The 18,867-nt window shown below is 41.5% G+C and carries 19 protein-coding genes; 18 read left to right on the top strand and 1 reads right to left on the bottom strand.

The annotated features are described in order from the left end of the window. The first annotated feature begins 224 nt into the window (after window positions 1-224). From FQV30_RS13895 to FQV30_RS13885, 3 genes are all read left to right on the top strand, one after another. Window positions 225-2,486 (top strand): phosphatase PAP2 family protein, encoded by a 2,262-nt coding sequence (locus FQV30_RS13895; protein ID WP_146500744.1) that lies wholly within the window; start codon window positions 225-227, stop codon window positions 2,484-2,486. A gap of 235 nt (window positions 2,487-2,721) precedes the next feature. Then, window positions 2,722-2,940 (top strand): hypothetical protein, encoded by a 219-nt coding sequence (locus FQV30_RS13890; RefSeq protein WP_106532346.1) that lies wholly within the window; start codon window positions 2,722-2,724, stop codon window positions 2,938-2,940. Between the two features lie 103 nt (window positions 2,941-3,043). Continuing rightward, window positions 3,044-3,226 (top strand): hypothetical protein, encoded by a 183-nt coding sequence (locus FQV30_RS13885; RefSeq protein ID WP_146500743.1) that lies wholly within the window; start codon window positions 3,044-3,046, stop codon window positions 3,224-3,226. Here the strand turns inward: FQV30_RS13885 and FQV30_RS13880 are convergent. Continuing rightward, a complete protein-coding gene (locus FQV30_RS13880; RefSeq protein ID WP_146500742.1) occupies window positions 3,219-3,920 on the bottom strand; it encodes a GntR family transcriptional regulator in 702 nt (233 codons plus the stop codon). The genes FQV30_RS13885 and FQV30_RS13880 overlap by 8 nt on opposite strands. A gap of 168 nt (window positions 3,921-4,088) precedes the next feature. Here FQV30_RS13880 and FQV30_RS13875 point away from each other — a divergent pair, with 168 nt between their 5' ends. The 15 genes from FQV30_RS13875 (at window position 4,089) to alsE (ending at window position 18,849) form a co-directional block, all read left to right on the top strand. Then, window positions 4,089-5,981: a beta-glucoside-specific PTS transporter subunit IIABC gene (locus FQV30_RS13875; RefSeq protein WP_146500741.1), complete on the top strand. Its 1,893-nt coding sequence runs from the start codon at window positions 4,089-4,091 to the stop codon at window positions 5,979-5,981. 13 nt (window positions 5,982-5,994) lie between these two features. Further along, entirely contained in the window at window positions 5,995-7,434 is a 1,440-nt protein-coding gene (bglA, locus tag FQV30_RS13870) for a 6-phospho-beta-glucosidase BglA (protein ID WP_146500740.1), read from the top strand. A gap of 111 nt (window positions 7,435-7,545) precedes the next feature. Then, window positions 7,546-7,887, top strand: a complete 342-nt coding sequence (locus FQV30_RS13865) for a hypothetical protein (protein WP_146500739.1) — start codon at window positions 7,546-7,548, stop codon at window positions 7,885-7,887. Window positions 7,888-8,308: 421 nt separating this feature from the next. Further along, window positions 8,309-8,863: a 6-phospho-3-hexuloisomerase gene (gene hxlB, locus FQV30_RS13860; protein ID WP_146500738.1), complete on the top strand. Its 555-nt coding sequence runs from the start codon at window positions 8,309-8,311 to the stop codon at window positions 8,861-8,863. Window positions 8,864-8,960: 97 nt separating this feature from the next. Beyond that, window positions 8,961-10,058, top strand: a complete 1,098-nt coding sequence (locus FQV30_RS13855) for an autoinducer 2 ABC transporter substrate-binding protein (RefSeq protein ID WP_222434328.1) — start codon at window positions 8,961-8,963, stop codon at window positions 10,056-10,058. Between the two features lie 106 nt (window positions 10,059-10,164). Further along, window positions 10,165-11,643 carry a sugar ABC transporter ATP-binding protein gene (locus FQV30_RS13850; protein WP_146500737.1) on the top strand — a complete coding sequence of 493 codons (1,479 nt, stop codon included), beginning with the start codon at window positions 10,165-10,167 and terminating at the stop codon, window positions 11,641-11,643. 17 nt (window positions 11,644-11,660) lie between these two features. After that, the gene (locus FQV30_RS13845) at window positions 11,661-12,734 is read left to right on the top strand and encodes an ABC transporter permease (protein ID WP_146500736.1); all 1,074 of its coding nucleotides are present in this window, start codon (window positions 11,661-11,663) and stop codon (window positions 12,732-12,734) included. Continuing rightward, window positions 12,712-13,740 carry an ABC transporter permease gene (locus FQV30_RS13840; protein WP_146500735.1) on the top strand — a complete coding sequence of 343 codons (1,029 nt, stop codon included), beginning with the start codon at window positions 12,712-12,714 and terminating at the stop codon, window positions 13,738-13,740. Before FQV30_RS13845 ends, FQV30_RS13840 begins: the two co-directional genes overlap by 23 nt. Before the next feature lie 29 nt (window positions 13,741-13,769). Further along, window positions 13,770-14,717 carry a ribokinase gene (locus tag FQV30_RS13835; protein WP_146500734.1) on the top strand — a complete coding sequence of 316 codons (948 nt, stop codon included), beginning with the start codon at window positions 13,770-13,772 and terminating at the stop codon, window positions 14,715-14,717. Window positions 14,718-14,749: 32 nt separating this feature from the next. Then, window positions 14,750-15,421: a ribulose-phosphate 3-epimerase gene (gene rpe, locus FQV30_RS13830; protein WP_146500733.1), complete on the top strand. Its 672-nt coding sequence runs from the start codon at window positions 14,750-14,752 to the stop codon at window positions 15,419-15,421. Window positions 15,422-15,524: 103 nt separating this feature from the next. Continuing rightward, window positions 15,525-16,331: a DeoR/GlpR family DNA-binding transcription regulator gene (locus FQV30_RS13825; protein ID WP_146500732.1), complete on the top strand. Its 807-nt coding sequence runs from the start codon at window positions 15,525-15,527 to the stop codon at window positions 16,329-16,331. Between the two features lie 89 nt (window positions 16,332-16,420). Continuing rightward, entirely contained in the window at window positions 16,421-17,053 is a 633-nt protein-coding gene (hxlA, locus tag FQV30_RS13820) for a 3-hexulose-6-phosphate synthase (RefSeq protein ID WP_146500731.1), read from the top strand. A 21-nt stretch (window positions 17,054-17,074) separates the two neighbouring features. Further along, entirely contained in the window at window positions 17,075-17,515 is a 441-nt protein-coding gene (gene rpiB, locus FQV30_RS13815) for a ribose 5-phosphate isomerase B (RefSeq protein WP_146500730.1), read from the top strand. Window positions 17,516-17,558: 43 nt separating this feature from the next. After that, window positions 17,559-18,128 carry a 6-phospho-3-hexuloisomerase gene (hxlB, locus tag FQV30_RS13810; RefSeq protein ID WP_146500729.1) on the top strand — a complete coding sequence of 190 codons (570 nt, stop codon included), beginning with the start codon at window positions 17,559-17,561 and terminating at the stop codon, window positions 18,126-18,128. A 31-nt stretch (window positions 18,129-18,159) separates the two neighbouring features. Next, window positions 18,160-18,849 carry a D-allulose 6-phosphate 3-epimerase gene (gene alsE, locus FQV30_RS13805; protein ID WP_146500728.1) on the top strand — a complete coding sequence of 230 codons (690 nt, stop codon included), beginning with the start codon at window positions 18,160-18,162 and terminating at the stop codon, window positions 18,847-18,849. Window positions 18,850-18,867 lie beyond the last annotated feature (18 nt).

The following is an 18,867-nucleotide window of genomic DNA, read 5'->3' as shown; positions in this document are numbered from 1 at the left end:
TAGGAAGAAGAAGCGAAGAAACGCAAAACTTTCTGCCGCTTTACATGGATTTACACAACATTAACAGTATTCCTATATTCGAATAACAAATTCTCCTTATACTGAAATTTGTGTGGATGAGAGAGTTTGAACCTTTTGAACTTCAGTTATGAGGTTGAACTGAAAATTGAAGTAAAAATAATACATATAAAAAATCGCAGCAGAAAAGGAGAAATACAAAACATATGAAATATTTTCAAAAGAAATCAGTAGCAGTACTTCTGGCGCTATCCGTGGGTTCTTCTGTGCTTCCTGTTCAAGCCGCTACACCTGCAGCAAACGAGGCAGGTTCAATACATAGCTACGAAAAAGGCTCTTATGCTGAGACACAAAGCAAGTCCCATAAAGCTTCGAAAAAAGAAGGGATTACAAAACCTTCAAAGCCGCAAGGGATTTCTGGAGAAGTAAATACAGACGCTCCGAAAGTGGAAATGCCAGCAGTGGATTACGGCGGAAATGCCAATGATCCGATCTTGAAGAACATCGCTGCGACGAATCCTTTCATCAATATTCTGGATGGTTTTGATTCCATTTGGTCGCTGAACCAGCCGGACTGGAGAGACGGAACTGCGTTAACCCAGCCAGGCGTGAATGGCAAAGCTGCAAACTATGGCGACGGACCTGCCGTTTATTTTGATGGCTTTAAAAATGACGCATCAAAAGTAGTGGCTGATAAGAAAACCTATGCCAACGAAGAAATCAGAGATGCAGCGACGTGGGAAGCGAATATTAAATACGTGGAAGACGTGACGCAAAACAGAACAGCCGAAGAAGCGCTAGCCGCCTACTATGATGATCAACGGGATAAGATCTACAGCATGATGGAAGCTTATGGGCCTTTGGCAAATACATATGCAGACATTGTTAACCCGACAACGAGCATCGTAAGATCTCCAGAGGATATGAATAAAGTATTGGAAGAAGAGACGGCTGAAGACCAAAGCCAAGGAATGGGGCAGTGGCAGGAATCTGAACTTAAGGATGCGCTGGATTTGGTCCATTTGATCCGATTCCGGAGCCCCGCTTCGTCAAACCCGTCGAAGTATTTCTATTCTTCTCCAAGACCATACCGGATCAATTCAAATGGAGAAGTGAAAGAAATCGTGGATGCGAACGGCTTGCCTGTCTGGGAAACAATCGGCAGCGGTAAAACTACATCAGAAGCACTGCCTTCAGGCGGCAAAAAAGAAACAGGGGAAAAACATTTCCAACAATATGAAACAGCTGTGGAAGTCATTCCGGCTTTGGAATATGTGAAAAGAAAAGCGGAAGACGGCAGAGGGAAAGACGGCGCATTCCCAAGCGGCCATACAAGCGCATCGTACTTGTCAACATTCGGGTTTGCATACGCAACACCGGAGCGATATGCAGAATTTTTAACAAGAGCAGCCCAAATGGGGGAAAACCGAATCGTGGCCGGCATGCACTCGCCGCTTGATGTGATTGGAGCACGAATCCAGTCGACAGCAATGACTGCCTATGCATACAACCTTGCAGAAAACCAAGAAGTTTTGGACAAGGCGTATGAAAACGCCGGAGAAGTATTCGGTGAACTAGCCGAAGCAAAAGGCATGAGCTTGTACGAATACGCCCATACGGTAACGGAAGAGTATACGTTTGAAAGTGCGTACGACGAAGAAAAGTGGGAAGACCACGAAGCCAATAAAGCGTTCTACCGTGAAAAGCTGACGTACGGCTTGCCGCAAACAGGTACAAAAGGGTTAGCCCCTGTCGTTCCTAAAGGAGCGGAAGTGTTGCTGGAAACACGCCAGCCGTATTTGACGGATGAGCAGCGCCGAGAAGTGTTGTATACGACAGAAATCGACTCAGGATATCCTGTAATCGACGAGTCGAACGGCTGGGGAAGACTGGATTTGGTCACTGCAGCTGATGGCTATGGCGCATTTTTAAGCAATGTAACTGTCGATATGGATGCTTCAAAAGGAAGATTCAATGCCCACGACTGGTGGAGAAATGATATCTCTGGCAGCGGTATGCTTACCAAAAAAGGGACAGGAACGCTTACATTGACAGGCGATAACAGCTACTCAGGCGGCACCCTGCTGCAAGGCGGGACGCTGGAAGCTGCATCTGCAACAGCTTTTGGTAAAGGTGACCTTTACGTGGAAGGCGGTACAGTCGTGGTCAATGCGGATGGACCTGTAGAGGTGAACGGCAACTTAACGATGGAAGCCGGAAACCTGGACATCAAAATGAACAACGACAACAGCCAAGTTGATGTGGATGGACTGCTATACCTTGAAGGCGGAAACTTGAACTTGGACCTTTCAGAGTATGAAATCGGAAAAGGAAAGGTTAAAGACATCACTTTGATGACTGCCGAAAAACTCGAAGGCAAGTTCGACAATGTAATTGCCGATGGCTACAAAGTGACTGTGAAATATAAAGATAATAAAGTCATTGCAAGCATCAAAGCAGAAAAATAGGAATTGGTCATGCAAAATATGAGAGTTGTCGACGGTTGTCGGCAGCTTTTTTGTGTGATTGGCATGGGGATAACCGGAAGATGAAAATCTCCTGTAAGACGATGATTAGATTAGGTTTCTCATTGTGCACCTACCCGTGCTATAATGAGGAACTTAGGATGATTACGACTTTTGCTCATAATTGATCGGATGCCCCAAGCCTTCGCCTACCAATAAAATATAGAGGTGTAACAAAATGAATAAACGATGGACGTACGCTGAAATTCAAAAATTTGTAGAAAAAAACTCCGACAGCAAATTGCTGTCAACGGAATATCACGGATTTTCACAAAAGCTGCTATTCAAATGCTCATGCGGCAACAACTTCGAAAAAACATTCACGAAATTCAACAAGAACAACCAGCGCAAATGCGACGTATGCCAACCGCCAAAAGAATCACGCGGCGCGAAGTGAATAAAAAAGCACCAATTCCCGTTCAAGGAATTGGTGCTTTTTCTTTGCGTACTTTATAAAGCTTCTATAAAACTAGCTGATGGGAATGAAGGCGGCGAGCAAGTTGGTCAAAAGGATTTTGGCCAACTTGTTTGCGACGAAGCAGCAAAGCGATGCAACGCTTTTTCATGTCTCGAAGCTAGCGCAGCGATGCAGAAACAGGAGCAACGGTTTCAAGCCGTGCCCGCGGAAAGCGTCCGCCGAAGTGGACATCAGCCATGTCCACGAACCTGAATTTTCTATATAACCGCCTGAATAAAGAACTGCGACTGCACATAATTGTATGTCACTTTTGAAAAATCGAATGGCTGGCCATTGGTTAAATGGAAGATCGATTCAACGTACAGTTTCGGATCGCCTTTTTCCAAGCCTAAGTAACCCGCTTCCTCTTCGGTCAGCTTGTCGATATGAAGAAACATATCCGAAAACCCGACATTCAGCCCCAATCCATCTGTGATGTAATTGAAAATCGATTCAGTGATGATTTCGTTGTTCAAATACGTGACGATCGATTTGTTGAAATACGATTCTTCCAGACAAAGCGGCTGCCCCTGGATATAACGAACCCTTTTTACATAATAGACATCGTCATCAGGGCCGATGTTCAGGTTCAGTGCGGCTTCTGTTGTCGGTTTCCGCACATCCAGCTGGATCACTTTTGAAGTGATCTGAAATTCTTCCAGGTTTTTTTTGAATCCTTGGTTTGAAAGAAGGCTGATATATCCTTTTCTCTTATGCCGCCGGACGAAAATCCCGCTTCCCCGGACTTGAAACACGACCCCTTTTGTTTCCAGCAATTCCAATGCTTTTGTGACCGTGCTTTTGCTTACTTCGAATTGGCTCATCAAATCTTGCAGGACTGGAAGCTTGTCTCCTTGCTGGAGTTTATGCTCTTCAATGTAATTTTCGATTTCTTCTGCGATGTGCTGATATTTTAACATATGCATTCCTCATTAGTTTATTTGGCTGATAAGATACGAGAATTATATCATAACCCCCTTAAAAACGATTCAAATAAATTATATACTATTAATTTATTTGTTTCGTACTTGATATATTGTACCGGTACAATATATAATGAAAGCGTACTCAGAAAAGGGGGGCTAGAAGTGGCCGCAAAAGTCAGAGATTATTCAAAACTTGCAAAAGATATATTGGAAGCAGTAGGCGGGGAAGAGAATATTGTAAGTGCAACCCGCTGTGCGACAAGACTCCGGATCGTCCTAAAGCGTTCCAAACCGGAAGCGAAAGCAGCCGTTTCGGAAATGCCGGGCGTTATTACAGTAGTTGAAACCGGTGGACAATTCCAAGTGGTCATCGGCCAGCATGTAGGGGAAGTTTTTGAAGAGTTTTCAAGCTTGGTGAAACTCGACACAACAGCTGATGTGACTGAAAACAAAGGAACCATCCTGAACCGCGTCATTGCGACAATGTCCGCTGTTTTTGCTCCGTTTGTCTATATTTTGGCGGCAGCCGGTATTTTGCAGGGTTTGCTGATATTGATAAATTTATTGTTTCCTAGTTTTTCGGGAACAGGGACTTATGAAGTTTTCAGCTTTATCTCCTGGGCGCCATTTACCTTTTTACCGATTTTCATTGCTATAACAGCAGCGAACCACTTTAAAACAAATCCATATATAGCGGTTGCCGCTAGTGCGGCATTGGTCAGTCCGACCTGGGCTGAGATGGCCGGAAGAATTGCAGCGGGAGAAAGCATTACGTTTTTCGGCCTTGCTTTAAGCCAAACGGTGTATACATCTTCTGTGTTGCCGCCGCTGATACTGGTATGGATCCTGTCTTATCTGGAACGCTTCTTGAATAAACGGATACACGAAATCGTCCGTCCATTGTTTGTTCCATTTTTATGCCTTATCATCATGGTTCCGTTGACGATTCTAGTGCTTGGTCCTCTTTCAACAATGGGGGCAAACGGAATTGCGAATGGCTATAACTTCCTTGCGGAAAATGCACCGGCTGTGGCTGGGGCGATTATCGGCGGGCTTTGGCAAGTGCTTGTTATTTTCGGTGTCCATTGGGGGATCACTCCAATGGTGTTGGCGAACTTTGATTTGTACGGCCGCGATTCGTTCCAGGCCTACCAAACGATTGCCGTCATTGCGCAAATCGGCGCTGTCTTGGGTGTCATTATCAAGTCGAAAAGCCAAGAAACGCGGAAACTCGGTGTTTCAGCCGGGGTAACGGGATTGTTCGGCATCACGGAACCTGCTATTTACGGAATTACGCTGAAGTTCAAGAAACCGTTTATCTTCGGAAGCATCGCGGGCGCTGTTGGCGCCGTCACGGCAAGTTTCTTCAATCCGTATTACTTTGCGTATGCCGGGCTGCCGGGGCCATTGACCATTGTGAACGGCATCGGCCCTGACTCTCCGATGTCCATCTGGGGAATCTTGATCGGTTCTGCCATTGCGATTGTCCTTCCGATCGTCTTGATCCAAATCTTCGGATTCGGAGAGAATATGGCGAAAAAAGCGGGCGGAGACACAGCAGAAGAACAAGGTCAGCCTGAGACAGGCACCGATTACCAGAACGAAGAACCGATCGCTACGCCATTAAGAGGCCAGATCGTTCCGCTTTCACAAGTTTCGGATGAAGTGTTCAGTTCAGGCGCGATGGGACAAGGCGTTGCCATTGAGCCGCTGGACAATAAATTATATGCTCCGTTTGATGGAACAGTTGTAATGATCGCTTTGACAAAACACGCAATCGGCTTGCGTTCAAACGCAGGTGTTGAGCTGCTTGTGCACATCGGTTTGGACACAGTTAAGCTGGATGGAAAACCGTTCACGCTGCATGTGGAAGATGGCGCCAAAATCAAAAAAGGCGACTTGCTCATCACATTTGACAGAGAAGCCATTCAAAAAGAAGGCATCCAAATCACGACGCCGCTGATTGTCACGAACACACACTCTTATAAAGAAATCATCGTTGAGAACATTCTGGACGGCATTGTCGGCGAAAAATTGCTGACAGTCGTAAAATAAGGAGAGAGATCTAATGAGTAAACTACCAAATGATTTTCTATGGGGCGGCGCTTTAGCCGCTCACCAATTTGAAGGCGGCTGGAACCAAGGCGGAAAAGGGCCGAGCGTTGTGGACGTTATGACGGCAGGCGCACACGGTGTGCCGAGGGAAATTACAGAAACGATAGAAGCGGATAAGTTTTATCCGAACCATGAAGCCATTGATTTCTACAGCAAATACAAGGAAGATATCGCATTGTTTGCCGAAATGGGCTTGAAGTGCCTGCGTACGTCGATCGGCTGGAGCCGCATTTTCCCGAAAGGCGATGAAGCGGAGCCGTGCGAAGAAGGCCTGCAGTTTTATGACAATGTGTTTGATGAATTGCTGAAGCATGGAATCGAACCGGTCATCACCCTTTCCCACTTTGAAATGCCGTTGCATTTGGCAAGAGAGTACGGCGGATTCCGAAGCCGGAAAGTGGTGGATCATTTCGTGAAATTTGCTGAAGTTTGCTTCGGCCGCTACCAAGACAAAGTGAAATACTGGATGACGTTCAACGAGATCAACAACAAAATGGACGTTCATAACCCGTTATTCTTATGGACAAACTCAGGTGTTGTCGTAAAAGAAGGCGAAAATGCCAAAGAAGTGATGTACCAGGCAGGGCACCACGAACTGATTGCAAGTGCATTGGCTGTAGCAAAAGGAAAAGCCATCAATCCTGATTTCCAGATCGGGGCAATGGTATCCCACGTGCCGATTTACCCTTATTCTTCAAACCCGGCGGATGTGATGCTGGCGGAAGAAGAAATGAGACAGCGCTACTTTTTCCCGGATGTCCATGTGCGCGGCTATTACCCAAGCTACGCGCTGAAAGAATTCGAACGTGAAGGCTACAATATCCCGTTTTTGCCGGGCGATGATGAAATCCTCAGAAACGGCAAAGTGGATTACCTGGGCTTCAGTTATTACATGTCGACAACAGTGAAAAGCGATGTCCAAAACGAAAACACAGGCAGTATTGTAAACGGCGGATTGGCGAATGGCATAGACAATCCGTATATCAAATCGAGCGACTGGGGCTGGGCGATCGACCCGACAGGCTTGCGTTATACATTAAACCGTTTCTACGACCGCTACCAGATTCCATTGTTCATCGTTGAAAACGGCTTTGGCGCAATTGATACAGTGGAAGAAGACGGCTCAATCCACGATGAACAAAGAATCGAGTACTTGAAATCCCATATCGAAGAGCTGGAAAAAGCCGTCACTTACGATGGCGTAGACTTGATGGGATACACGCCTTGGGGCATCATCGATATCGTTTCGTTCACAACCGGCGAGATGAAAAAACGCTATGGCATGATCTACGTTGACCGCGACAATGAAGGCAACGGATCAATGGAACGTTCCAAGAAAGATTCATTCGAATGGTACAAAAAAGTCATTCAGACGAATGGCGAAGAACTATAAGACCAATCCATACGCCCGGACAAGGAAGATTCCTTGTCCGGGTTTTTGTTTGATGCAATGCGACAGGAAAATTCACTGCGGCCATGGAATAGATAAGGAGGAGGTGAAATCATGAACGAATTTTTGAAAGAGCATCACGAGAAATTGAACAAAGCGCTCGATGAAATTTATACGATCAACACCCCATACGATTTCCCAATCAGCACTGAAGAGCAAATAAATGTCGACAAAGAACTTCAAAAACTTCGTGCATTGGAAAAATTTTATTCAGCCATAGAAAACGGGAACGGCCAAGGGTCAATATTCGAGGAATACAGCGAGCATCTGAAGTTTGCGCGAATGGGGATCGAAGTACTCGAAAGAGAAAAGCAAGCCATCGAAGAAGAGCATGCAGATGATATCGCCAATATCCGTTTGTTGCTGGAGAATATGGAGAGCAACCATAATACGTAGTTTTGTAGCATCTCAGCTGAGGTGCTTTTTTGTTTGGAGAAAAATGAATTACTTCAGTTTTAAATTAAAAAGATGTTGCTCCAACGGTTTTTATCAAATGCTTTTTTTATCTCATCGGACCCGCCAAATTTCTATGAATAATCGAATTAGAGAGAAGTTTAAGGCAAAAATGATTTTATAAGGAAAGTTTTATTCATACTGAAATCTAAAATAAGGGGAATTTCTCTTCGAAAGTCAACTGAAATAATAAAAATAAATAAAACGCCAATTATTTTTTACGTATTCGATAAAAAAACTTTCAATTATCGCAATATTTCCTATTGATTAAAAACTTTAGTGATAGTAATATAAAAATATCGATAAGCGAATTTTCTTATAACAGAAAACGCTTTCAATTTTAGGGTGGGGAGGCAGAGATTTATTGGATGCAATATTGACGGCCATCATTAATGAAATAAAATCCGTGGCTGAAAATGTGAACGAAGAAAGACTGGACTCTGTAGTGGAAGCGATTACATATGCACCAAGAATATTTGTTGCAGGAGCCGGACGATCTGGTTTAATGGCAAAAGCGTTTGCAATGAGATTAATGCATGCGGGTCTTGATGCAAATGTCATTGGGGAAATTACTACTTCAAGTTCTCGTCAAGGAGATTTGCTTGTTTTAGCTACTGGATCAGGAGAAACAGAGAGCTTGAAAGCTTATGCGCAAAAGGCTAAAAAAAATGGACTAAAAATTGTTGCGATTACTAGTTTTCCAGAGTCCACTTTAGGAACGATGGCAGATATAGTTCTGCAAATTCCTGCTCCGACTCCAAAATCAGATAAACAGTCATCTATCAGTTCTAAACAACCTATGGGGTCTTTGTTTGAACAAACCTTACTATTATCCTTTGATACATTAGTTATCAAAACAATGAAAGCGCTTAATCTGGAATCGGATGAAATGTTTAAAAATCATGCGAATCTGGAGTAAGAAAGCGATTGGATAGTGATATTTTTAAAATGGCCTTTATAGGCAGCTACGAAAACGTAGTTGAATGAATATAAAAAATTTAACGGGGGGTTTTTTTGTGAAAAAGATTTTATCAACACTCATTATTGTTCTGATGTTCTTTTCGTTGACAGCTTGTTCGATGGGCACAAGTACAGATTCTGCTTCAAGTTCAGGATCGGGATCGGGTGCAACATCTGGTGAAGACTTACTAAACCCAGCAAATTTCAAATCTGATAAAGATAAAACAGAGTGGACAATTGCTGTAGTTACTAAAGACAATACTGCTGCATGGTTCAAACGTATGGAAGTGGGAGTTAATGAAGCTGGCGAAAAACTTTCTGTAAATGTTATTCAAAAAGGCCCTGCTAACGCAGACGCTGCTTCTCAAGTACAAGTTATCGATGACTTGATTGCTCAAGGAGTAGATGCACTTGCTGTTGTTCCTATCGATCCAGGCGCCATTGAATCATCATTAGAAAATGCCTTGAGCCAAGGGATTGCTGTAGTTACACATGAAGCATCCAACCAAGAAAATACACTGTTTGATATTGAAGCTTTCACTTCTGAAGCTTTTGGTGCTTCTTTGATGGATGCGCTGGCGGGAGAAATGGGAGAAAAAGGTAAATATGCCATGATGGTTGGTTACACAACAAGTACTACTCATATGGAGTATGCTAATGCTCAAAAAGCTCATCAAGAAAAAACTTATGCAGATATGGAACTGATCAATGATGGACAAGTTCCGAGCGCAGAGTCTGAGGAAAGTGTTGACATTGCTTATGAGCGAGCAAAAGAGATTTTGAAAGCTAACCCAGATTTGAGCGGTTTCACAGGTGTTGCTTCTCCTGACAGCCCGGGAATTGCAAAAGCAGTTGAAGAATTAGGCTTGCAAGACAAAGTTAATATTGTTGGAGTTGGAACACCAAACGAATTTGAAACATTTGTAAAGGCCGGAACAATTAATAAATTATTGCTTTGGGACCCTGCAAATGCTGGTTATGCAATGGTATCCGCTGCTGTAAAAATTCTTTCAGGCGAAGAAATCACTGAAGGAACAGATTTGGGAGTGGAAGGTTACGAAAAAGTTCGCATCATTGAAGGAACAAACAAAACCGTTATCGGGGATGCAGCACTTGAAATCTCTGAAGAAAACATTGATGACTACGACTTCTAATCGAAATTGTTAAGGTGACCAAAAGGGATATCGTCCATCTGAAAGATGAAGCGATATTCCTTTTTCAAAATTAAATTGTAATTTCCATTACATTAGGAGGCTTAAAATGTCTGAAAACATTCTTTCCGTAAAAGGAGTCCATAAATCGTTCGGTGGTGTTCATGCTTTAAAGGGTGTTGACTTGACTATAAAAAAAGGTGAGGTGCATTGTTTAGCTGGCGAGAATGGTTGCGGCAAATCCACTATTATAAAAGTCATTTCTGGGGTGCATAAACCAGACTCCGGAGAAGTAGAACTTAACGGCAAAAAATATACATCCATCACTCCTTCAGAAGCTATTGAAGCAGGAGTCCAAATCATCTATCAAGACTTCTCTGTTTTCCCCAACCTTACTGTAATGGAAAATTTGGCGATCAATAAGGCCTTGGCCAGTAAAAAGAAATTCATCAATAAAAAAGAGTTCCGCAGAATTGCAGAAGAAGCTGTTAATAAAATCAATTTCAAAGTGGATTTGGATGCGCTTGTAGAAGACCTTCCCGTTGCTGATAAACAATTGATTGCTATTTCCAGGGCATTGCTTGCCGACGCTAAGCTTATTATCATGGATGAACCTACGACGACTTTAACGAAGACTGAAGTCAAGCGGTTGTTTGAAATCATAGAAGATTTAAAGGAACAAGGTGTAACAATTCTTTTTGTTTCCCATAAGCTCGATGAAGTATATGAAATTTGCGACAGCATAACAATCTTCAGAAATGGCGAAAACGTTCTTTCTTGTCAGGTATCTGAAATGGACGACGAGAAGTTTGCATATTACATGACTGGCCGTAAATTTGATAGTCAAAATATCAAACAAAATGCAAAAGCAGGGGACTCGATTCTTGAAGTGAAGAATTTATCTGCGCCAGGATTCGATAATGTAAACTTCAATCTAAGAAAAGGAGAAGTTTTAGGCATTTCTGGACAACTCGGTTCAGGACGCACCGAATTATCTTTAGCTCTTTTCGGTCTGTTGAAGCCGTATGAAGGGTCTATTGTGGTTGATGGGAAAGAAGTCAATATTACTAGTCCTGCAAAAGCACAAGAGTTAGGGATTGCACTGGTTCCTGAAGACCGCTTAACAGAAGGCCTTTTCCTATCACAATCAATAAAGCGGAATATTAATGTTACAAAATTAGATGAACTATCCAGCAAGTTAGGGGTCATGAATATAACGGCTTTGACTGATGAATCGAAAGGCTGGGTCAAGAATATTGGCGTTAAAACAAAAGACCATGAGTATCCAGTTCAAACCCTTTCAGGCGGCAACCAGCAAAAAGTAGTGCTGGCACGCTGGCTGGCGACAAATCCAAATGTCTTGATTTTGAATGCTCCGACAGTCGGAGTTGATATTGGTGCAAAACATGACATCCACACATTGCTTCGAAATCTAGCCAATGAAGGAAGAGGAATCATTGTTGTTTCCGATGATGTGAAAGAACTTGTAGATGTATGTGATCGAGTAATGGTCATGCAGCAAGGGAAAATTATAAATGAAATAGCTTCAGGTGATTTGAATGCAGATATGCTTTCCCAATATATTTAATCAAAAGAGGTGTAAACATGAATTCCTTAACAACAAAAAAACTGAAAAAGAGTTTGGTGAGTACTGAATTTTTTGTTTTGGTACTCATCGTTTTATTAGCAGTTTTTATTGAAATGCAATCGGGTTTATTTTTTACCAATAACAATCTTGTCGATTTATTGCGGTCCATGATTGTTCCATCCATTTTTGCACTATGCGCATATCTTGGATTTATCAGTACTGGACCAGATGTATCATTTCCTTTGATTGCAGCGTTAAGCAGTTATATTGCAACGCAATTTGTTGTTATTACTGGGTTTCAGGGTTCTATCGCCATTGTTTTCTTGGTAGCGATTGCAGTGGGCCTAGTTTTAGGATCAATAAACGGTTTCATCATCGCAAAATATAATTTCCCAAGCTTGATTGTTACGCTAGGCACTTCTACTATTTTCAGTGGAATCTTGCTGGGGGCGTTCGAAGCAAGCCGGATGGAATTGCCTGCAACGATGGCTGATTTCGGAAGACAATCTTTATTAGCTGTTACGAATGCTAAAGCAGGTATAGGTTCTTCGTTACCAATGACATTCTTAATTTTTGTTGGTCTTTATATTATCGTTTATTTTGTTCTAAACCATACCATGGCTGGGCGAGGGGTTTTTGCAGTTGGAGGAGATGAAACTTCTGCAGAACGTGCTGGATTTAACGTAAAACTAATCCGCTTTGGTGTATTCACTGTGAGTGGTGCTATTGCTGCTATTGCCGGGGTTTGTTATACAGTCGAATCCTTGTACTATTTGCCAACGGAATTCGCTGGCGAAGAAATGATTGTTATTGCAGCAGTCATCCTGGGCGGTACCCGGTTAATGGGTGGCGTCGGTACATTGAAAGGTACAATTCTGGGAACTTTATTGATCACTATTGTAACCAACAGTTTGATCCTTGTGGGTATTCCGGTGTACTGGCAAAAATTCTTTATCGGCGCAATCATTATAATCGGAACAGCTATTTCAGTTATTCAAAGCCATAACTTATTCAAATCGAAAAAATCGAAGGATTCGAAAGGCCTTCAAAATTCGGAGGTGGTAATTAATGAAACTGCTCAAAAACAATAGTCTCTCACTAAACCAATTGGATGGAAATACGGCGCGTTTGTTGACGATGTTTGTGGCCATTTTCTTAGTTGCGAGTTTAACAAAACCCGATATGTTCCTTTCAAGCGGGAATTTTCAATCTATGTCAAAGCAACTAGTTGAATATGGATTGTTATCACTAGGGGTTGGTATTGCAATGATTTCCGGCGGTATCGACTTGTCCGTTGTCTACATTGCGAACTTAAGTGCCATTGTTACTGGAATGGTTATGAAAGCACTGGTTCTAACTGCTGTTGGACCTGAACTGCTGCTTTTCATTTTAATTGCTGTTCTAGCCGGAGTTTTGACAGGATTCCTTTGTGGCGCATTTAACGGCTTCTTAATTTCGAAACTTCATATTCCTGCGATGCTGGCAACATTAGGGACTATGCAGCTATACATGGGAATCGCCATCATTATTAGTGGAGGCAGTACTGTAAGTGGAATCCCAAGAGTATTCAGCCAGCTTATTTCCAACAGCTATTTATTTGGAATTCCGTTGTCGTTCTTCATTTATTTGTTTGTAGTGGGGTTCATTATCTTTATTATGAGCAAGACCAAGTTTGGTATGCGGGTATTCTTGATTGGAACAAATGCCAGAGCAGCTGCATTTTCAGGCATCAAGATCAATAATGTCCTGATCAAGACTTATATATTATCCGGGTTGCTAGCATCATTGGCAGGTATATTAAGCCTGGCTCGTTTAAGCTCTGCTAAAGCCGACTTTGGGTCAAGTTATATCATGCAAACCATCCTGATCGTTGTATTAGGCGGCATTAACCCGAACGGTGGATATGGAACAATAAGAGGCATTTTCTTAGCCACTATTACGGTTCAAGTTATCTCTTCTTTCCTAAACATGTTCCCGGAAATCAGTAACTACTATCGTGATTTGATCTGGGGGGTAGCAGTAATCGGTGTCTTAATCGTCAACTTTTCTGCGAACAAAAAAACTACAGCTAAATTAGCGAAAGCAACTGCAAACTAATATTTAATTTCTTTCAGGAGGTAACCGGTATGACAAGCCCCAGAATTTTGGTCGTCGGAAGCATGAACATGGATTTAAACGTATACGGCGTCCCGAAGATACCAAATTTCGGCGAATCGGTGGTATGTTCCACTTATTCGTATGCAACTGGCGGAAAAGGCGCGAACCAAGCTTATGCCGCTTCTCTTCAAGGATCTGATGTTACAATGGCCGGTCGAGTCGGTGATGATCCGAATGGCCGTTTACTTGCTGAAAATTTAAAGAAAGCAGGCATCAATACAGATTACGTTGTTTTTGATCAAAATGCTCAAACTGGGCTTGCTCCCATAATGGTTGATGAAACTGGCAAATATGTATCTTACGTCATATTAGGCGCAAATGATCATCTGAGTGCTCAAGACGTTTTAATGGCAATCGATTCTGATCAGTTCGATATGATTCTCATGCAACTTGAAATGCCTTTAGAAACGGTATACAGAACTTATGAATTAGCTCAAGAAAGAAACATTCCTGTTTTCCTGGATGCTGGCCCTGCGATGAATATCCCGTTAGATCGATTACAAGGCTTGTTCATCATTTCACCAAATGAAGCCGAAGCAAAAGCTTTAACAGGAATTTCAGTTGATAGTGAATCCGAATGTTTAGAGGCGGCAAAACAATTATATGAACGGGCAAAACCACAATACGTCCTGTTAAAACTTGGAAGCCGTGGATCTTGCCTTTACGACGGCAATAAAGCAACGATTTTTCCTGCTTTCCAGGTGGATGCGGTTGATTCGACCGGGGCAGGAGATACGTTCAATGCAGCGTTTATCACTAGATTTTGCAAAGGCGATTCGGTAGAAGAGGCTATTTCATTTGCCAGCGCAGCGGCGGCGATTTGTGTATCCCGACTAGGGGCACAGCCATCAATACCTTATGAAAATGAAGTGCATAGCTTCATAAAAGCATCGGATTATAAGGTTTCACCGTATTAAGCCATATTTAAAAGTTTGGAGGAGGACGTAAAATGAAAGGGAAGATAGCACCATCCTTGATGTGCGTTGATTTGATGAACGTAGAAAGAGATATAAAAATTTTAGAAGAAGCGGAAGTCGATTATTTGCACATTGATATCATGGACAACCATTTTGTGCCTAACGTGACGCTTGGTTTCGATTTTATTGATGCCATTCGAAAAATCACACACTTACCGTTAGATATCCACTTGATGATTGAAAATCCGGAAAACAGTTTGTCATATATAAAAAACTGTAGTCCAAAAGATATCGTGAGTCTTCATTACGAATCTACACCTCATATTCACCGGGCTTTAGCTCTTGTAAAAGGCCTAGGGGCAAAAGCAGGAGTAGCCATCAATCCAGGAACACCAATCCAAGTATTGGAAGATTTGCTTCCGGATATTGATGTTGTATTGGTGATGACGGTCAATCCAGGATTTGCCGGGCAGCAATTAGTCCCCGCAACATTAAATAAAATCTCTAAACTAAGAAAAATGCTTGATGAAAGTGGGCATGGCCATATTGAAATTGAAGTGGATGGCAATGTAAGTTTTGAAAAAGCAAAGCTAATGTATGAATGCGGAGCAGATATTTATGTAGGAGGATCTTCAAGCGTTTTCCATAAAGACTCTTCAATTTTAGAAAATAGCCAAAAAATGAGAGAAATTGTTAATGCATAACGGGTCCAAAGAAATCCTCTAGTATTTTGCATGAAAATAGAAGGCTAATTGCTTTCGGTTTTTATGAGATGAGCCCGATCTACCAAGGAGGTTCATATGAAAAATGAATAAAAGACAGGTAAGACATCAAAAGATCCAAGCTCTACTAGTTGAAAGGCAGTTAATTGGTGTTCGGGAATTAGCCCAGATACTGGGCTGCAGTGAAGCAACTCTTCGCAATGATTTGCGTGAGATGGAAAAAAGCAGTTTGATCAAACGCTCACATGGCGGAGTTCTTTCAAATAGTGAAGCTGATAGTTCTCATGATGAAGCATTAGAAGTACAAAAAAATGAAAAAAAAGCAATTGCCCAATATGTAGTTGACCATATTTTAAAAAATAACGACACAATTGTTCTGGACACAGGTACTACAACGTTAATTCTTGCTGAATACATTTCAAAATCTTCATTAGAATTAAATATCGTAACAAATTCTATAGAAACGGCGAGCATATTAACCAAAAACAAAAAATTAGTAATTATAGTACCTGGTGGAGAATATGATAGCCATTTAGACACCTTGGATACTTCCGAATCGGTAGAGTTTTATAAGAAAATCCATGCAGATTACTATTTCATGACATGTAATGGGATTGATCCAAAGGATGGATTCACCGTACCGTATACAAAAATGATACCTATTAAACAGGTTATACGGAACCAAGTAACTTCTACAATCGTTCTTGCTGACTCTTCTAAGATTGGACAAGTTACAACTCGTAAAATTTGCGGGCTCAATGAAGTTGATATGTTGATCGTTGATAATGGTTGTACGGAAATCCAGAAAAAAAGCTTGTTGGAAACTGATCTCGATATCCGCTTTGCTCAAATGGAAAAGGTTGGAGTTTATTCCCAATCTATGGAGTTATAAGCCGTGTTAAATCAACTGGCTTTTATTTAGAACATATCAATTGCTATAGCAATTTTAAAAGAATCAATAGCTGACCAGGGGGAGAAAAGATGAAGTTGCAATTAGCCCTTGATACTTGTAATACAGAAGAAGCATTAAATATTGTCCAAGAAGTTTATGATTTTGTTGATATTGTGGAAATTGGTACACCGCTGATCATTCGTTATGGAATGGAGCCAGTTCGGACGATAAAAATTGCTTATCCAGAAAAAACTATCTTAGCTGATGTGAAGATTATGGATGCTGGAGAGTATGAAGCGAAAATTGCCTTTGAATCCGGTGCTGATATCGTTACTGTAATGGGCGTTACTCACGATAATACAATAGAAGGCGCAGTTAAAGCAGCCAAAGAGTTTGGCGGGGAAATTGTAGCCGACATGATGGCTGTACAAAATTTAGAGGAACGCGCCAAGCAATTGTTGAAACTTGGTGTCCACTATGTCTGTATTCATGTGGGAGTTGATGCCCAAAGCACGGAAAGTCCATTTGAATCATTAGAAAAGATACAAAAAGCTATCGGTTCCCAATTTTGTGCAATTGCAGGCGGAATCAATCAAAACTCTGTTGAGCGAGTTCTTGATTATCAGCCCGGCATTGTCATTGTAGGAAATGGTATTACTGGACAAACGAATCGACATGAAAGTGCGAGCGTAATTTTCAAATTGCTTAATGAAAACAAATAATCTTAGAAAAGAGTGATCCGTATGATTGCCATTGGGTGTGATCATAGTGGTGTAATGTTAAAGAACACCATAATTCGCCACTTGGAAGAGCAAAATATTAAGGTGTTGGATTATGGCACATATACAACGGAGATGTGTGATTTTCCTGGCATTTCCCAGAAAGTAACAGATTCTATTATAAACGGAGAATCCGAACAAGGAATATTAATCTGTGGAACTGGGATTGGGATGTCGATTGCTGCCAATCGTGTAAAAGGAATTCGGGCGGCTCTTTGCTCTGATACATTTACTGCAGAAATGACAAAGAAACATAACGACGCGAATGTTCTCGTTCTTGGCGCTCGTGTGATTGGCGAAAGCTTAGCTATTAAAATTTTGGATACATTTTTGGAGTCATCTTTTGCAAATGAAGCAAGAAATATCAGAAGGTTGAAGTTACTGGAAGAAATGACAAGCAATTAGAATGGACAAAATATAAAAGCAGACTTGTTTGAGGAGGAGCCACATGACTGCCCAACAAAATTACATTGATAAGTGCAGCACTGTTCTTGATGAATGTACAAGAGCACTGCAGTCAGTAGACTCGAATAGTGTTGCTCACTATTTGAGAGTTTTAATGGAAGCCGAAAAAGTGTTCTTTATAGGTGTTGGACGGGTGCTTCTATCATTAAAGTCAATATGTAAAAGATATTCGCATCTTGGAATCAACGCCATTGTCGTAGGGGACATTACAGAGCCCGCGATAACTGGAAAAGATGTTTTAGTCGTAGGGTCTGGTAGCGGTGAAACGCTCATACCATTATCCATTGCTGGAAAAGCGAAAAAACTAGGAGCTACAGTCGTTCATATCGGAAGCAATCCGGAAAGCAGTTTGAGTGAATACACAGATGTATTTATTCGAATTCCTGTTTCTAGTAAATTAAAACGTATCGATGAAATTGTTTCCCGACAACCAATGACCTCTTTGTTTGAACAGTCTCTGCTATTATTCGGGGATATTACAGCCATGATGATATTAGAAGAAAAAAATATACCTCTTGAAGATTTATGGCAATTTCACGCTAATCTTGAGTAGTAATAAAAACTTAAGATATGGAGGGGAAGAGATGAAACCCATGTTTTCGGCGTCTCTTATGTGTATGGATTTTTTACATATAAAAGATCAAATAGAGATCTTAAATGAAAATATTGAGTATTATCATATTGATATTATTGATGGCCATTACAGTAAGAATTTTTCTTTATCACCAGATTTGATGAAAGCTTTTAAAAAAGTGGCTACTAAACCGATGGATGTCCACTTGGCGACGACAAATCCGGATGATTGGATTGAAATGTGTGCAAAAGCTGGAGCAGAATATATAACCGTTCATGCTGAAACAATCAACAAAGATGCTTTCCGTATCTTAAATATGATAAAAGCAGCGGGATGTAAAGTCGGTATTGCAGTAAATCCAGCGACTCCGTTAAACCATGTGGAATATTACTTGAACCGTGCTGAGTTATTAACCATTATGACGGTTGATCCAGGATTTCCAGGCCAACCTTTTATTCCCGAAATGCTACAAAAAATCAAGGAAGCAAAACGTATACGAGAAGAAAAAGGTTATAACTACTCCATTCAAGTTGATGGATCAGTAAACGAGAAAACGTTCAATCAGCTACATGAAGCTGGCGCTGATATTTATGTTTTGGGGTCTTCTGGCTTGTTCGGTATCCATGAAGATTTGAAAACCGCTTGTGAAAAAGCATATAAAAATTTTGAACACGCAATAACAGAGAATGTCGCGAAATAAATGAGTTGTGAAAGCATT

It is taken from the genome of Planomicrobium sp. CPCC 101110, from assembly GCF_007859395.1.
Classification (GTDB): domain Bacteria; phylum Bacillota; class Bacilli; order Bacillales_A; family Planococcaceae; genus Planococcus.
Note: the sequence above shows the minus strand (reverse complement) of the source record. Positions and strands in the feature narration are given on the sequence as shown.

Bases quoted from the DNA above. Each gene is read 5' to 3' on its own strand.
- FQV30_RS13845 (WP_146500736.1), top strand. From the start codon at position 11,661: ATGAATTCCTTAACAACAAAAAAACTGAAAAAGAGTTTGGTGAGTACT.
- FQV30_RS13890 (WP_106532346.1), top strand. From the start codon at position 2,722: ATGAATAAACGATGGACGTACGCTGAAATTCAAAAATTTGTAGAAAAA.
- FQV30_RS13840 (WP_146500735.1), top strand. From the start codon at position 12,712: ATGAAACTGCTCAAAAACAATAGTCTCTCACTAAACCAATTGGATGGA.
- hxlA (WP_146500731.1), top strand. From the start codon at position 16,421: ATGAAGTTGCAATTAGCCCTTGATACTTGTAATACAGAAGAAGCATTA.
- FQV30_RS13865 (WP_146500739.1), top strand. From the start codon at position 7,546: ATGAACGAATTTTTGAAAGAGCATCACGAGAAATTGAACAAAGCGCTC.
- rpe (WP_146500733.1), top strand. From the start codon at position 14,750: ATGAAAGGGAAGATAGCACCATCCTTGATGTGCGTTGATTTGATGAAC.
- rpiB (WP_146500730.1), top strand. From the start codon at position 17,075: ATGATTGCCATTGGGTGTGATCATAGTGGTGTAATGTTAAAGAACACC.
- FQV30_RS13835 (WP_146500734.1), top strand. From the start codon at position 13,770: ATGACAAGCCCCAGAATTTTGGTCGTCGGAAGCATGAACATGGATTTA.
- hxlB (WP_146500729.1), top strand. From the start codon at position 17,559: ATGACTGCCCAACAAAATTACATTGATAAGTGCAGCACTGTTCTTGAT.
- bglA (WP_146500740.1), top strand. From the start codon at position 5,995: ATGAGTAAACTACCAAATGATTTTCTATGGGGCGGCGCTTTAGCCGCT.
- FQV30_RS13880 (WP_146500742.1), bottom strand. From the start codon at position 3,920: ATGTTAAAATATCAGCACATCGCAGAAGAAATCGAAAATTACATTGAA.
- alsE (WP_146500728.1), top strand. From the start codon at position 18,160: ATGAAACCCATGTTTTCGGCGTCTCTTATGTGTATGGATTTTTTACAT.
- FQV30_RS13825 (WP_146500732.1), top strand. From the start codon at position 15,525: ATGAATAAAAGACAGGTAAGACATCAAAAGATCCAAGCTCTACTAGTT.
- FQV30_RS13895 (WP_146500744.1), top strand. From the start codon at position 225: ATGAAATATTTTCAAAAGAAATCAGTAGCAGTACTTCTGGCGCTATCC.
- FQV30_RS13850 (WP_146500737.1), top strand. From the start codon at position 10,165: ATGTCTGAAAACATTCTTTCCGTAAAAGGAGTCCATAAATCGTTCGGT.